The sequence below is a fragment of the Pseudomonas sp. 8 R 14 genome, assembly GCF_900005955.1.
GTDB classification, from domain to species: domain Bacteria; phylum Pseudomonadota; class Gammaproteobacteria; order Pseudomonadales; family Pseudomonadaceae; genus Aquipseudomonas; species Aquipseudomonas marginalis.
The window spans coordinates 17,338-29,986 of the sequence record NZ_CVTH01000031.1; the positions used below are offsets into that span (position 1 = coordinate 17,338).

Annotated in this window: 17 protein-coding genes; 9 read left to right on the forward strand and 8 right to left on the reverse strand. The window is 61.7% G+C overall.

The window, feature by feature from the left end:
* Nucleotides 1–13 precede the first annotated feature (13 nt).
* Nucleotides 14–871 carry an EamA family transporter gene (locus tag BFQ01_RS04630; RefSeq protein WP_065924382.1) on the reverse strand — a complete coding sequence of 286 codons (858 nt, stop codon included), beginning with the start codon at nucleotides 869–871 and terminating at the stop codon, nucleotides 14–16.
* Nucleotides 872–975: 104 nt separating this feature from the next.
* On the opposite strand from BFQ01_RS04630, the gene BFQ01_RS04635 reads away from it, so the two are divergent.
* From BFQ01_RS04635 to BFQ01_RS04645, 3 genes are all read left to right on the forward strand, one after another.
* On the forward strand, nucleotides 976–1,758 hold the full coding sequence (locus BFQ01_RS04635; RefSeq protein ID WP_065924383.1) for an AraC family transcriptional regulator: 783 nt from the start codon (nucleotides 976–978) through the stop codon (nucleotides 1,756–1,758).
* A 93-nt stretch (nucleotides 1,759–1,851) separates the two neighbouring features.
* The gene (locus tag BFQ01_RS04640) at nucleotides 1,852–3,405 is read left to right on the forward strand and encodes a DUF726 domain-containing protein (protein WP_065924384.1); all 1,554 of its coding nucleotides are present in this window, start codon (nucleotides 1,852–1,854) and stop codon (nucleotides 3,403–3,405) included.
* Between the two features lie 41 nt (nucleotides 3,406–3,446).
* On the forward strand, nucleotides 3,447–4,766 hold the full coding sequence (locus BFQ01_RS04645; protein ID WP_065924385.1) for an Nramp family divalent metal transporter: 1,320 nt from the start codon (nucleotides 3,447–3,449) through the stop codon (nucleotides 4,764–4,766).
* A 21-nt stretch (nucleotides 4,767–4,787) separates the two neighbouring features.
* Here the strand turns inward: BFQ01_RS04645 and BFQ01_RS04650 are convergent, their stop codons facing one another.
* The 3 genes from BFQ01_RS04650 to BFQ01_RS04660 form a co-directional block, all read right to left on the reverse strand.
* Nucleotides 4,788–5,165, reverse strand: a complete 378-nt coding sequence (locus tag BFQ01_RS04650; protein ID WP_065924386.1) for a type II toxin-antitoxin system VapC family toxin — start codon at nucleotides 5,163–5,165, stop codon at nucleotides 4,788–4,790.
* Nucleotides 5,162–5,521 carry a type II toxin-antitoxin system Phd/YefM family antitoxin gene (locus tag BFQ01_RS04655; RefSeq protein ID WP_235865582.1) on the reverse strand — a complete coding sequence of 120 codons (360 nt, stop codon included), beginning with the start codon at nucleotides 5,519–5,521 and terminating at the stop codon, nucleotides 5,162–5,164. The genes BFQ01_RS04650 and BFQ01_RS04655 overlap by 4 nt, the downstream gene beginning before the upstream one ends.
* A 116-nt stretch (nucleotides 5,522–5,637) precedes the next feature.
* Entirely contained in the window at nucleotides 5,638–6,570 is a 933-nt protein-coding gene (locus tag BFQ01_RS04660) for a LysR family transcriptional regulator (RefSeq protein ID WP_065924407.1), read from the reverse strand.
* A 117-nt stretch (nucleotides 6,571–6,687) separates the two neighbouring features.
* On the opposite strand from BFQ01_RS04660, the gene BFQ01_RS04665 reads away from it, so the two are divergent.
* The 3 genes from BFQ01_RS04665 (at nucleotide 6,688) to BFQ01_RS31140 (ending at nucleotide 7,892) form a co-directional block, all read left to right on the forward strand.
* Nucleotides 6,688–7,176 (forward strand): DMT family transporter, encoded by a 489-nt coding sequence (locus BFQ01_RS04665; RefSeq protein ID WP_027607513.1) that lies wholly within the window; start codon nucleotides 6,688–6,690, stop codon nucleotides 7,174–7,176.
* Between the two features lie 4 nt (nucleotides 7,177–7,180).
* Entirely contained in the window at nucleotides 7,181–7,633 is a 453-nt protein-coding gene (locus BFQ01_RS04670; RefSeq protein WP_065924387.1) for a DMT family transporter, read from the forward strand.
* 88 nt (nucleotides 7,634–7,721) lie between these two features.
* The gene (locus BFQ01_RS31140; protein ID WP_074846300.1) at nucleotides 7,722–7,892 is read left to right on the forward strand and encodes a metallothionein; all 171 of its coding nucleotides are present in this window, start codon (nucleotides 7,722–7,724) and stop codon (nucleotides 7,890–7,892) included.
* Between the two features lie 44 nt (nucleotides 7,893–7,936).
* Here the strand turns inward: BFQ01_RS31140 and BFQ01_RS04675 are convergent, their stop codons facing one another.
* Both BFQ01_RS04675 and BFQ01_RS04680 read right to left on the reverse strand, forming a co-directional pair.
* Nucleotides 7,937–8,200, reverse strand: a complete 264-nt coding sequence (locus BFQ01_RS04675) for a hypothetical protein (protein WP_027607511.1) — start codon at nucleotides 8,198–8,200, stop codon at nucleotides 7,937–7,939.
* 16 nt (nucleotides 8,201–8,216) lie between these two features.
* Nucleotides 8,217–8,459 (reverse strand): DUF6555 family protein, encoded by a 243-nt coding sequence (locus BFQ01_RS04680; protein WP_065924388.1) that lies wholly within the window; start codon nucleotides 8,457–8,459, stop codon nucleotides 8,217–8,219.
* A gap of 116 nt (nucleotides 8,460–8,575) precedes the next feature.
* Between BFQ01_RS04680 and BFQ01_RS04685 the strand changes: the two genes are divergently transcribed.
* The 3 genes from BFQ01_RS04685 (at nucleotide 8,576) to BFQ01_RS04690 (ending at nucleotide 10,585) form a co-directional block, all read left to right on the forward strand.
* Nucleotides 8,576–9,352: an AraC family transcriptional regulator gene (locus tag BFQ01_RS04685; protein WP_065924389.1), complete on the forward strand. Its 777-nt coding sequence runs from the start codon at nucleotides 8,576–8,578 to the stop codon at nucleotides 9,350–9,352.
* 69 nt (nucleotides 9,353–9,421) lie between these two features.
* Nucleotides 9,422–9,595 carry a DUF1427 family protein gene (locus BFQ01_RS31145; RefSeq protein WP_017849167.1) on the forward strand — a complete coding sequence of 58 codons (174 nt, stop codon included), beginning with the start codon at nucleotides 9,422–9,424 and terminating at the stop codon, nucleotides 9,593–9,595.
* 30 nt (nucleotides 9,596–9,625) lie between these two features.
* Entirely contained in the window at nucleotides 9,626–10,585 is a 960-nt protein-coding gene (locus BFQ01_RS04690) for a quinone oxidoreductase family protein (RefSeq protein WP_065924390.1), read from the forward strand.
* A gap of 16 nt (nucleotides 10,586–10,601) precedes the next feature.
* On the opposite strand, the gene BFQ01_RS04695 is transcribed toward BFQ01_RS04690, so the two are convergent.
* Together BFQ01_RS04695 and BFQ01_RS04700 are read right to left on the reverse strand one after the other, a co-directional pair.
* The gene (locus BFQ01_RS04695) at nucleotides 10,602–11,630 is read right to left on the reverse strand and encodes a purine-nucleoside phosphorylase (RefSeq protein ID WP_065924391.1); all 1,029 of its coding nucleotides are present in this window, start codon (nucleotides 11,628–11,630) and stop codon (nucleotides 10,602–10,604) included.
* 14 nt (nucleotides 11,631–11,644) lie between these two features.
* Entirely contained in the window at nucleotides 11,645–12,592 is a 948-nt protein-coding gene (locus tag BFQ01_RS04700; RefSeq protein WP_065924392.1) for a nucleoside-specific channel-forming protein Tsx, read from the reverse strand.
* Between the last annotated feature and the right edge of the window lie 57 nt (nucleotides 12,593–12,649).

The following is a 12,649-nucleotide window of genomic DNA, read 5'->3' on the forward strand; positions in this document are numbered from 1 at the left end:
GGCGGCGGGCGGTTCACACCGGCTTGCGGTATAAACCCACGGCCAGGCCGGCGATGATGATCGCAATCGAGATCAGGTCTGGCGCGGGAACGCGCTCGCCAATCAGCAGCATCGAACTGCTGATCCCGAACACCGGAATCAACAACGACAGTGGCGCCACCGTGGACACCGGGTACAGCTTGAGCAGCGAGTTCCAGCCCCAGTAGGCAAAGTGCGTCGCCAGGTACACCTGAAACAGAATGGACAGGATCGCAATGATGTCGAGGCTGGATTGCAAGCCTTCGAACGGCGCGCTGCCATGCATCAGCCAAGCCATGAGAAATAACGGGATCGGCGGAAACAGGCTGGCCCACACCATGAACGAGAAGACCTCAGTGACCCCCGACTTCTTGATGATGACGTTACCCACGCTCCAGGCCAGCGCACTGAGTACGATCAACATCACACCCAGCACTGCGTGGCTGCCTTCTCGGGTGGAGATGATAGCTGCCAGGCCGATCAGGGCCATAAATGCACCCGCCATTTGCGTCCCGCGGAGTGTTTCCCTGAACAACACGCAACCCCAGCCCATGGTGAAAAATACGCTGAGTTGAATGATCAATGACGCGATGCCGGGGCTCACACCCCTCTCGATGCCATAGTTGATCACGCCCCACATGCCCAGCCCGAAGATGACGCCGTAGGCGGCCACGTAGCTGAATTTGACGGCGGGGCGCTTGATGAAGAACACCAGCGGCAGGGCGGCGAGGGAAAAGCGGATGCCCGTGAGGACAAAAGGGTCGACCGAGCGCAGGCCGAGTTTGGTGATGGGGAAATTCACCCCCCATACCAGGGTGACGAGCACGGCTAGCGCCAGGTGTTTTTTCAGCATGGAATGTTCCCTTGGTCATGACGCTTTTTCGAGGGCGTTGATGTTAGGGGAGTGGCGGGTTGGCCCGCTTGCTATGCAAGGCCATCTTTTGACAGAATCGGGCCATGATTCCGACCTTTGATTCCGCCAGCCCAGAAGCCGTGGTAACGCTGCGCGAATACCCTTGCGGCACCGTCTTTGAGCGGCACACGCACTCACGTGGGCAGTTCGCCTATGCCTCCACCGGCGCGCTGAAAATGTTCACCGATCTCGGCAACTGGGTGGTACCGCCGCAACGGGCGATCTGGGTGCCGGGTGGTGTGCCCCATGAAATGCATATGCGCGGGGATGTGGTGATGCTCAATACCTACCTGGACACCGATGCCGCTAAGCGGGCGCGGTTGCAGGACCGCTGCCAGGTGTTTGAAGTGTCGCCCCTGCTCAGGCATTTACTGGAGGCGGCGCTGGCTATCGACTCCTCGGCATTACCCAGCGTGAGGCATCACTGCGTGCTGACGCTGTTGATTGATGAAATCGGAGCCATGCCCGAGCTGCCACTCAGCGCGCCATTGCCGTGCGAGCCGCGGCTGGCGCGAGCGTGTCAGCGCTTCCTGGATGCGCCCACGCAGAAAATCACCCTCGACGAGATGGCTGATTGGTCGAACATGAGTCGGCGCACCTTCACCCGCCATTTCTACGAGGGCACGGGGATGACGTTCGTGTCCTGGCGCCAGCAGGTGTGCCTATTGGAAGCCACCGCACGGCTAAGCCATGGCACGTCCATCACCGATGTCGCGTTCGAATTGGGGTTCAGCAGTTCCAGTGCATTCACCTCCGTGTTCCGGCGCAACCTGGGGGATTCGCCGGCGCGCTACCTGGCCAAATCAAAGGCTGCGGCGCAGTTCTGAGCCTTCGCGACCGCCACGCCGGTCAGGATTCACCGTTCTACAGGCCTCCCTTTGTTATTATCGCCGTCCCTCGTTACCAGGAGTCACCGGCCCATGCAGCACCAGTGGGATGAAATGCACCGCACCCGCAAGCCCACGTTCGTATTGTGCGGCGAGCCTCAGGGCGATGTGCTCAATCTCTATGTTCACGGTTACTCGGCGTTCTTTAACCGGCAACAGCTGGGCAATTTCAAGCAACAGCTGGCGGGTATCGAGGGTTCGACCAACCTGATGCTGTTCTGGCCGGCGGGGCATTTTCTGGAAAACCTGTTTGCGCCCTTCAAGGAGGTGATCGCCGCGATGCTGGGTGGTGGCAGCATCGGTGCCGCGACCGTCGGCGTGGGCAAGGCGATTGCCTATTTTCTCGACCACTACAAAAGCGTCGAGGCGCGGGTGGAGGAAGTGGCCAGGAGCTTACTGCCGGAGCTGGCCAGCTACCTGCATGGCGAGGCGCTGCAGGTGCGGCGTATCAACCTGATCGGGCATTCCCTGGGGGCGCGGATTCTGGTCAAGAGCCTGCTTGCCAGCCCGGATACCGCACGGGAACTGCCGTTGGACAACCTGCTGTTGATGGGCGGAGCGATCTGTACGTCCAGCCCTTGGGATGAGGTGTGTGCGCCGCTCAAGGGGCGGGTGATCAATTGCCACTCCAGCAAGGACTGGGCCCTGGCCATGAAGCCGGACACCGAGCGGTGCATCGGCCGGTATGCGATCCCGGTGACGCCGGCACTCAAGGCCAAGGTTACCAATGTGCACCTGGCTACCTTTGATCATGCCGCGTACTGGCCGCAGTTGCAGACCGTGGTGCAGTACACCGACCTCTTGCATGAGCGGCGCGGCGTGATCCGCGCCGACCAGCGCAGCAGCGAGGTACGCTTTGCCGAAGAGGACACCGACTTGCTTGCGGCCTTGGTGCAGGCGCGGCCGGAGGAGCTGGCGTTCCTGGCCGAATTGATGGCGCAAAAGCGCAGTGCGTCGATTGACGCCACGGTACGCGAGCCGCTCAAGCTGGCCATCGAGTTGCAGCGCATGGGCGGCGACAGCTTTATGAACCTTGCCCGTGGCCATGGCGTGAACTATCGGCAGATTGCCGAAGAGGTGGCGCAGCGACTGGGAATCAAGTTTGCCGAGCCCGTTGAAACGGTGGCACTGGCTGACCTCGAAGCCCAGGTCGCGGAAAAACTGCTCGAGCAGTACAAGGACAAACTCAGCCACGCCGACCGCCAGGTATTCGACGCTGAACTCAAGGCGGCGGCGCAAAAGGAGCTGGGTCTGTTCAGCCGTTTCGATGTCGGCCGAACAGCCACTACGGCGTTGAGCGGCACGGCGCTGGCCGGGTTGACCGGGTTTATCCTGCGTCGTGGTGCGGCCTCCGCGATCCCGGTGGTCGGCCAGGCGTTGGCGGCGGCGATGTTGCTGGTGAGCGGTGTACGGGCGTTTTCCGGCCCGGCGTACTCGATCACCACCCTGGCCGTGCTGGTGATCGGGGTGATTCGCCAGCGCATGGAGCGTGAAGCCTTGAACCAGGAGATGGACCTGGTGGTACAGGTCGTGGAGGCGTTTGACCTGCCTCGGGAGACGGTGATGCGCACGGTTGCGTCCGACTGATAAGCTGAGCCCCTGTCGAGTATGTTTGCCTGGGATACCGCGTGAAATTCAGCCTGCCGAAAATCGCTACCGCTCCATTCTGCCCGCCGGAAGTGGCCGGCTCCGTTGCCGTTGACCCCAAGGCGTCCTTCTTCAAGCGCATCCTGATGTTCGCCGGCCCCGGCCTGCTGATCTCCATCGGCTACATGGACCCAGGCAACTGGGCCACGGCCATCGAAGCCGGGTCGCGCTACGGCTACAGCCTGTTGTTCGTGGTATTGCTCGCCAGCCTGGCGGGGATGGCGGTGCAGTGCCTGTGCTCGCGGTTGGGTATCGCTACCGGCAAGGACTTGGCGCAACTGTGCCGTGAGCGCTACAGCAAACGCTCCGCACGCACCCAGTGGGTGCTGGCGGAAATCTCCATCATCGCCACCGACCTCGCCGAAGTACTCGGCTGCGCCCTGGCGTTTCACCTGCTGCTGGGCGTTTCCCTGACCACCGGTATTGTCATCACCGCCTTCGATACGCTGTTGGTCCTGGCCCTGCAAAACCGTGGTTTTCGCCGCCTGGAGGCGATCATGCTGGCGCTGGTGGCGACCATCGGCGTGTGTTTCTTCATTGAGCTGGTGCTGATCAAACCGTATTGGCCGGATGTGTTCAGTGGCTTCACCCCATCCCTGTCGGCCATCAGCGATGCCGCGCCGTTGTACCTGGCCATCGGTATTCTCGGCGCCACGGTGATGCCCCATAACCTCTACCTGCACAGCTCGATCGTGCAAACCCGCCTGATCGGCAAAGACCTCGCCAGCAAACAGGACGCGGTCAAGCTGGCCCGGATCGACACCATTGGCTCCCTGGCCCTGGCACTGCTGGTCAACGCCGCGATCCTGATACTCGCCGCCTCCGCCTTCTACAAGACGGGGCACACTGAGGTGGTGGAGATCCAGGACGCCTACCGCTTGCTCGACCCGCTGGTGGGCGGCGCCTTTGCCAGCATCCTGTTCGGCATCGCCTTGCTGGCGTCCGGGCAAAGCTCGACCTTTACCGGCACCATCGCCGGGCAAGTGATCATGGAGGGCTACCTCAACCTGCGCATTCCCTGCTGGCAACGCCGCCTGATCACCCGTGGGCTGGCGCTGATCCCGGCGTTTCTCGGGGTGTGGTTGATGGGCGACCAGGCCATTGGCAAGCTGCTGATCCTCAGCCAGGTGGTGCTCAGCCTGCAGTTGCCGTTTGCGTTGTACCCGTTGATCCGCATGACCGGCGACAAGCAGCTGATGGGGCCGTTCGTCAATCGCCTGCACACTCGGGTGTTGGCGTGGTTTCTGTTTGCGCTGATCAGTGGCGCCAATGCGTGGTTGATTGGGCAGTGGGTGTTCTGAGTTCCAGGCCGTGGGTGCGGGCTATACCAGGATTGCCAAGGATGTGTACTGGGCAATCTGCGTGTCGGCGGTCAATAGTCTCATCGGTTCACTGATGGCTGTCGCTACGATAAGCCGATCAAAAGGGTCTTTGTGATGAGGCTCAAGATCCTTGACGGCAATCGCGTGTTCCGAGGTGATGGGCAGTTCGACGAAACCGCTTTCAAGGCAGTATTCCCGGATTTCGTCCAGGTCTGCATCGAGTTTTCCAAGGCCGACCTTGATCGCCATTTCCCAGAAGGTTGCCGCGCTGACGTAGATCTCTGCGGCATTCTCGATCAGTCGTCGGGCTTTGCTGGATAGCTTCGGGTCGTCAGTCAGTGCCCAGAGCAGAACATGGGTATCCAGCAGCACCCTCATGGATGGCTGCCCTCAAACGCATCCAGCAGATCGGCTGGCAGGGGCGCATCAAAGTCCTCGGGGACAACGAGCTTTCCTTTCATCGCGCCAATTCGCTGACCTTTGGATTTCCCCACGGGGACGAGTTGCGCCATCGCACGTCCATGCTTGGCAATGGTGATAATTTTGCCGGCGGCGGCGTCATCCACCAGTTTTGACAGGTTATTCTTTGCTTCGCCCAAGGGTACGGTAATCATGAGGTGCTCCGCGTATTTTGGCCAAATATAGCCAAAACTGGGTGAGCTATCCAAGACGAGCCGACCGCTGGTTGCCGCCACACGTTCAGCGCGCGACGGCTTTGGGTACATGAAAACCATGGCATCTCTCCAAAAAGACATCGCCAAAGTCTGCCCCAATGCACCCGGTCCAAAATAGAGTGGCCCGTTAAATCAGACCGAGCCTACTTTTACTACTCGGAAAATTCCTCAACCGCTCATCGATCCCAATACGGCACCGTCCCAAAACACTTCACAAAATAATCGATCACCGTGCGCACCTTCAGGGACAGTCGTCGGCTCCCCGGCCACAGCGCAGCGATCTGCTGCGGCTCCAGCGTGGTCGCCACTTCATATTCCGTCAGTACCGCTTGCAGGGTGCCAGCACGTAGGCCTTCGCCGATCAGCCAGGACGGAAACACCACCAGGCCCAGGCCTTGTTCGGCTGCGTGGGTGAGGGTGTCGGCGTGGTTGCCGGTGATCGGGCCCTTGACGCTGTAGGGTGTCCAGTCGCCCTGGCCTTTGCGGAAGAACCAGCGTTGCTGGCCGGTGATGCCCTTGTAGGCCAGGCACTGGTGATGGAGCAGTTCCTCGGGGTGCTGGGGCGTGCCCTGGCGGGCCAGGTAGGCGGGGCTGGCGGCGAGGCGAAAGCGCTGGGGGGCGAAGATGCGTGCCTGCATGCTGGAGTCGTTGAGCACGCCGATACGGAACAGCAGGTCGGTGCCGTCTTGCAGCGGGTCGACGAAGGTGTCGGTTTGCTGGATGTCCAGTTGCAGCTTCGGGTAGCGCCGGCATAACTCGCCCAGCCACGGTGACAGGTGACGCTGGCCGAACACCATCGGCGCGTTGATGCGCACCAGGCCGCTGGGTTCGCTTTCCTGTTCCTGCAGGGCCTGGCCGGCGGCTTCCAGCTGTTCGAGCATCAAGCGCGCGTGTCGCCCCAGCAGGCGCCCGGCTTCGGTGGGGCTCACCGCGCGGGTGTGGCGGTAGAGCAACTGCTGGCCGAGGGCCTGTTCCATCAGTTGGATCTGCCGGGAGATGGAGGAGGGCGCCAGGCCTTCGCGGCGAGCCACTTCGGAAAAGCTGCCGTGATCCAGCACCGCGACGAACAGGCGCAGCGCCTTGAAACTCAATTCATTCAAGCCCTGCATCAGGCCTCCGAGTTGTGCGTAGTGCGCAAAGGTGTTGTCGGCATACTCCCATTTATCGCACAGGCAGGCCACCGGATAATGCGCGCCATGTTTCCTTTATTGACGCGCAGGTGATGTATGCAGGCCAGTTCTATCGAGGGTGTGGCGCAAGCCAGGCCAAAAAACAGCCTTTTACGGTTGCTGTTGTTGCCGCTGGTGATCCTGGCGGGCATGGGCCTGTCGGTGGAGGCCGGGTTGCTCGGGCCATTGGGCGTCCAGGTGGGGCATTTATGGGCAACCTTGAGCATCTTCGGCGTCGGCTCGGCGATTCTGTTTTTGCTGCTGCTGTTCAGCGGCCCGCAGAAGGGCCCGGCGTTGTCCGAGTTGCCGCGCTGGCAACTGATCGGTGGGTTCCTGGGGCCGATGTATGTGGTGGTGCTGACCCTGGCCACGCCGCACATCGGTATTGCCATGACCATGATCGCGATTTTGTCCGGCCAGGTGGGCAAGAGCGTGCTGATCGACCATTTCGGCTGGTTCGGCACCGCACGCAAACGGGTCAATGGCGAGCGCTGGATAGCCCTGGCGTTGATTGTGGCGGCACTTGTTCTGATTGCACGAGGGTAAGGCGATGAATCTGATTCTGTTATTGGTGCTGGTGATTGCTGCCGGTGCGGTGCTGAGTGTGCAGGCGGCAATCAATGGTCGTCTCGGCCAGGCGGTGGGCGTGTTGCGCAGCAGTCTGCTGACGTTCGCAGTGGGCGCGCTCACCACCGCGCTGCTGATTTTCTTCTTCGAACCGGCCCAGGTCCTCAGCCTGCTGGACGTGCCCAAATGGCAACTGACCGGTGCATTGTTCGGCGTGGTGTACATGATGGTGATGGTCGGGGCCGTGCCGGTGGTCGGTACTGCAGTGGCAACCGTGGCCGTGATCACAGGGCAATTGGGCATGGGCATGCTGATCGATAACTTCGGTTGGCTGGGCAACCCGGCTGTCGAACTGTCGAGCAGCCGCATCCTGGCGATGGTGTGTCTGGCTCTGGCCTTGGTGTTCATGTACCGCAGCAATACGCGCACCGACTGATGGTTTGAACCATCGCCGAGGCCTGGCAGTCACTGCTTAAGGTGCCGGCAACCGCCGCACCGGACGACCATGAAGAAGGAGTCTGGCCATGCCTGATCAAACCTGTGCCTGCCCACATTGCAAGTGTGTGCTGGGCGTCGATGCGGTAATGAAGGACGGTAAGGGCTATTGCTGCCAGGGCTGCGCCGAGCACCATGCCCATGGCGAGCCTTGTGCGGCGGCGACGGGGTGCGAGTGCGCCAAGTCGGCTAAAGGCTGAATACGTTCGCAGGGAGCCTGAATAGCGGGCTCCCTGCGTATCGATTACTGGGGTTCCAGCTCCAGGCGCAGGCTGTGGTCGGACAAGCGCCGGCTGTCTTTTACCACGCCGCTGGTTCGTCGACCTTCGAGGGCCAGCACCAGGGTCTGCGCATCATGCAAATCGTCCGGCAGCGGCTGGAACACCTTCAGCACCAGCCAGCCGGGCTTATGCTGCACGCTCACCTGGCACTCGACATGCTTGGCCAATGGCCCGAACAACGTGTCCCGGGTGTAATCGATGCGCGCCTTGCCGTTGATTGAATCCATGCTCATTTCTCCTTGATCAAGCCTGGGCGCGCGCATCCGAGCGGCGCCATTGAACGTTTTTTATGCCGAATTTCTCGGCCTGTTCCTGGCTGGTTTTCTTCACCCGCTCGCGGGCGAAACGGCCGATACGGCCCACGCCGGCGTCACAGCTTGCCCAATGCCAGGCCTCCAAGGTATCCAGCTTTTCCAGACGAATAATGAATGACTTGGCTTCCTCATGAAGGGTGTAGTCGATCACAAACAGTTTTGCGTTATTCATTGGCCCCTCAACCCTGGTGGTGTAAGCAAGTGATCGCCCTCGGCGGCAAAAATTCACTCGGATTGTCCGGCGGTGGTCATTACCATGGCGGCTGACTCCCGATAGATGTGCTCCCCATGGCCCTGGCCGCACCCCCCGACCTCAGTGATCATGCCGTCCCCGTGCAACCCTTGGCGCGCACCTACCCGCGTGGCCTGTACGTGGAGCCCCATCGCCACGACTGGGGCCAATTGCTCTATGCCATGAGCGGCGTGATGTGGGTCGAGACGCCTCGTGAAGCCCTGGTGGTACCGCCCCAGCGCGCGGTCTGGCTGCCGCCGGGCGTGGAGCACGGCATCCGGGTGGTGTCGGATTTGCAGATGCGCAATATCTACTTGCGTCCGGCCTTGGCGGCGACATTGGACAGCCAGGTGCAAGTGATTGAAGTCGGTGGGCTGCTGCGTGAGTTGATCGTCACGCTGGTGGAACAGGGCGACAGCGGTGACGAGGGATATTACGCCGCCTTGGTCGGCCTGGCCCTGCTGGAGTTGCAACGGGCACGCCGCTCGCAGATCCGTATCGCCATGCCGGTGGAGGCCGATCGCCGGCTGATCAGCGCGTGCCAGGCGGTCATGGCGGCGCCGTCCCTGGAGATTCCTTTCGAGCAGCATGCGGAAGCGGCAGGTGCCAGCGTGCGCACCTTGGCGCGACTGTTCCAGCACCACCTGGGCATGGGCTTTGCCGAATGGCGCCGCCAGGTGCAATTGGCCACGGCGGTGGCCGAGCTGATCCAGGGCCAGTCGGTCAGTGCTGTCGCGCGTTCCCTGGGCTATTCGCCGAGCAGTTTCAGCGACATGTTCCGGCGTGAACTGGGGATGGCGCCTTCCCAGTACGTGAGTTGGCCGAAATCCTGAAGCCCTTGGCCGATGCTGCCGGGATGGGCTCCCTACACTAAGCCCATCAACCCAACAGGCGTCGCCCCCATGAGTTACCTGATCTCCCTTGCCATTGGCCTCTTTGTCGGCGTGATCTACGGCGCGCTGGACTTCCGTTCGCCCGCACCGCCTGCCATTGCGCTGGTGGGCCTGATGGGCATGCTGCTCGGCGAAAAACTCTGGCCCATGGGCCGGCAGTTGGTCAGCGGTTGGTTGTCCTGATTCCTTTTCTCCCTTCGATGGATACTGGCAATGAAAGCACTGCAATTTTCCACCACTGGCGACCTTGCCGCCCTGAGCTTCGTCGACGTCGCGACGCCGGTGCCGGCCGCCGATCAAGTGCTGGTACGGATCAAGGCGGCGGGCCTCAACCCCAGCGACGTGAAGAACGTACTCGGGCGTTTCCCCTACACCACCGTGCCGCGCATACCTGGCCGCGACTTCGCCGGCGTGGTGGTGCAAGGTCCGCAGGCGCTGGTGGGGCAGGAGGTCTGGGGCACCGGTCGCGACCTGGGCTTTTTCGCCGACGGTTCCCACGCCCAATACCTCACGGTGTCGGCCAAAGGCGTGGCGCACAAACCTGCCCACCTGAGTTTTGCCCAGGCCGCCAGCCTGGGTGTGCCCTACACCACGGCCTGGGATGCGCTGCAGCGCAGTGGCGTGGACAAAGGCACGTGCTTGCTGGTGATCGGCGCCAATGGGGCGGTGGGCAGCGCGGCATTAGCCTTGGGGAGGGTCCTGGGTGCGCAGGTGTTGGCAGCGGTGCGCAAGGCTGATCAGGTCGAGGTATTGCAGGGGCAAGGGTTCGACGCGATTGCGTTGGGCAAGCCCGAGGCGCTGGGCGCGCAGGTCAATGCGGTGTTCAAGGGCGGCGCCGATGTGATCTTCGACACCACCGGTTTCTGGCTGCCGGCGGCCGTGGCAGGCCTGGCGCCGTTCGGTCGCATCGCGATCATTGCCGCGCCGGTGGACGGTCACGTACAACTGCCGGCCCTGGCCCTGTATCGCAAGGGCGGCTCGGTGGTGGGGATCAATTCATTGCTCTACAACTGTGAGCAGTGCGCGGTGATGCTGGAGCAGTTCGGACGTTTTTTCAACGAAGGCTTGTTGCCGCTGCCCACCGGCCTGCGCGAGGTGGCGCTGGTCGATGGGGTGCAATGCTATGGGGAGGTGAACCAAGGCAGCGCGGACAAAATCATCTTCCTGCCTTGACACTTTTTGAGCGGCACTAGGCTTCTGGAACGCCTTTTTTCCAGGCCGACCAGTTGTTGAGGATCGCCTGTACCAGCGGGTTCCCCGTGCGGTACAGGTTTTCCAGCGCCGGTACGAACCCGCCCTGGTCGGCGTATTTGAGCAGGTTGTCGACTTCGCTGTAGCCGGGGTATGGGCGGTCGAAGTCCGAACCGGCACGTACGACGGCCAGGCGCTGGATGTCCACCAACCCCTCGCGGCTGGCGCGCAGCAAGGCTTCGTACGTGGAGTTGTCTTCCTGTTGGGTGGTGCAGTACTCGCCTTTGTTATCCGTGAGCAACTTGGTCCACACCTCGGCGCGTTCGCTCAGGCGCGTACCGGAGAACCAGGTATTGCCCGCCAGGGTGTCGCAGCGGGTGACTTGCGGCGGCTGGTTGGCGGGCGCGGCGGGGTAGTGTTTGCGCCAGGCGGCGGACTCTTTGCTTTCCGTAAGTTCGACTGTGTGCGACAGGGCGAACGCCTTGGCCTGCAGCTTGGGGTTCAGTTCAAACACTTCGGTCTTGTAGTCCAGCGGCGGCTTTTCGTTGGGCCCCTTGGTGTTGATACCAAGGTAGCCGGTCGGCCAATCCTTGGGCGCATCCCGCGAATCCAGCTCCCACTGGGTGCCGAACTCCACCAGGTAGTGGGCCCAGGCGGCAGTGCCGATGGTGCCGTGTTTCGGGCTGATCCCGGCAATCCCGGCGATCAGGAAATAGCTCTGGCGCAGGTCGAACTTGGGCGACAACGCCAGGGCCAGGGTGGACGCGGCGGCGTTGGTCTGGCCCATGCCGGTTACCAGCAGGCACACGTCCCGGGTGTTGCAGCGGATCACCGGGTATTCGGCGGACAGGCCCGGCACGCGCACTTCCTGCTTGAGTTCCAGGCGGTCGATCCAGGTTTGCGCCTCGGGGGCGAACATGGTGATCAGCATCACCTTGGGCTTGATGGGGGGAGCAGAATCAGCCAGCACTACATGGGGCAGCAGGGCAAGGCCGACGGCCAGCGAAAGACGGGTAAATGTATTCATCTAATACTCCTTGATCAGAATTGGTAGCCCACGCCGGCGTAATAACCCCAGCCGTCGGAGCGGGCGCGGAAGTTACCCTCGCCGAAGTTCAACTCACTGCCATCTTCCCAGTTGCCGCCGTTATGAAAATAACGACCGACCAGGGTGAAGCGCAGGTGGGTGAAGGAATACAGCAGCACGTTGGTTGCCACCAGGGCGTTGGCGGTGCGCGCCGGGTTGTCCTGGTGCAGGTCCGAGCCGAAATCGTAGTTGGTGAAACCGATATAGGTCAGCGACGCACCGTTGTCGAACTTGCCGATGGGCACGATGTATTTCATCTGCGCGCGGTAGCCATCCCAGGAATACTCATTGCTGGCGCCGTAGTTTTCCCACTGGTAACGCCCGTAGAAGTTCGCCGACAAGTTGACTCGCGAATGGGTGTCGATGTCCGTACCGAGGCCGCTGTACAGGGTGTTGGCGCGGTTGGCCTTATTGCTGCCGTGGTCGTAGATCCAGTCGAACGCCACATACCATTCCTTGAACGGGCCGATGGCCAGGCTGCGTCCGGCCAGGTAGTCGATGGAGATACGCGGCTCGTGCTCCATGAAGACCGGCGAGCCATGGTCCCACGCGCCTTTGTCGTTACTGTTGCCGATGCCGAGGATCTTCGGCACGTCGATGTAGCCGTACAACTCGAAGGGCCCCTTGCGGCCGAAGTACTCGTATTCCAGGTAGACATCATCCTGGGGCTTGGGGCCGAAGCTGATGTCTTTACTGCCGATCAGTGTCAGATCCTGGTTGAACCATTCCGACAGATAGACGCCTTTTTTCGCCGGGCTGGCCTCAGGGCTCAGGGTTTCGCCCTGTGCTGAGTCATCCACGGATTTTTCCTGCGCCAAAATGGGCGCGCTGAGTACTCCCGTTACGGCGGCCAGTAGCAAGGAAACACCAAAGCAGGCACGGGGCTTTGAGGTGGGGTGCATTGAAAGTCCCTATTCGTACGCGGTTTGAACCCGATTCATCGGGTCGTGGTGAACTTG

Bases quoted from the DNA above. Each gene is read 5' to 3' on its own strand.
- BFQ01_RS04680 (WP_065924388.1), bottom strand. From the start codon at position 8,459: ATGAATAACGCAAAACTGTTTGTGATCGACTACACCCTTCATGAGGAA.
- BFQ01_RS04630 (WP_065924382.1), bottom strand. From the start codon at position 871: ATGCTGAAAAAACACCTGGCGCTAGCCGTGCTCGTCACCCTGGTATGG.
- BFQ01_RS31140 (WP_074846300.1), top strand. From the start codon at position 7,722: ATGCCTGATCAAACCTGTGCCTGCCCACATTGCAAGTGTGTGCTGGGC.
- BFQ01_RS31145 (WP_017849167.1), top strand. From the start codon at position 9,422: ATGAGTTACCTGATCTCCCTTGCCATTGGCCTCTTTGTCGGCGTGATC.
- BFQ01_RS04650 (WP_065924386.1), bottom strand. From the start codon at position 5,165: ATGAGGGTGCTGCTGGATACCCATGTTCTGCTCTGGGCACTGACTGAC.
- BFQ01_RS04640 (WP_065924384.1), top strand. From the start codon at position 1,852: ATGCAGCACCAGTGGGATGAAATGCACCGCACCCGCAAGCCCACGTTC.
- BFQ01_RS04660 (WP_065924407.1), bottom strand. From the start codon at position 6,570: ATGCAGGGCTTGAATGAATTGAGTTTCAAGGCGCTGCGCCTGTTCGTC.
- BFQ01_RS04655 (WP_235865582.1), bottom strand. From the start codon at position 5,521: ATGGTTTTCATGTACCCAAAGCCGTCGCGCGCTGAACGTGTGGCGGCA.
- BFQ01_RS04635 (WP_065924383.1), top strand. From the start codon at position 976: ATGATTCCGACCTTTGATTCCGCCAGCCCAGAAGCCGTGGTAACGCTG.
- BFQ01_RS04665 (WP_027607513.1), top strand. From the start codon at position 6,688: ATGCAGGCCAGTTCTATCGAGGGTGTGGCGCAAGCCAGGCCAAAAAAC.
- BFQ01_RS04670 (WP_065924387.1), top strand. From the start codon at position 7,181: ATGAATCTGATTCTGTTATTGGTGCTGGTGATTGCTGCCGGTGCGGTG.
- BFQ01_RS04695 (WP_065924391.1), bottom strand. From the start codon at position 11,630: ATGAATACATTTACCCGTCTTTCGCTGGCCGTCGGCCTTGCCCTGCTG.
- BFQ01_RS04690 (WP_065924390.1), top strand. From the start codon at position 9,626: ATGAAAGCACTGCAATTTTCCACCACTGGCGACCTTGCCGCCCTGAGC.
- BFQ01_RS04700 (WP_065924392.1), bottom strand. From the start codon at position 12,592: ATGCACCCCACCTCAAAGCCCCGTGCCTGCTTTGGTGTTTCCTTGCTA.
- BFQ01_RS04685 (WP_065924389.1), top strand. From the start codon at position 8,576: ATGGCCCTGGCCGCACCCCCCGACCTCAGTGATCATGCCGTCCCCGTG.
- BFQ01_RS04675 (WP_027607511.1), bottom strand. From the start codon at position 8,200: ATGGATTCAATCAACGGCAAGGCGCGCATCGATTACACCCGGGACACG.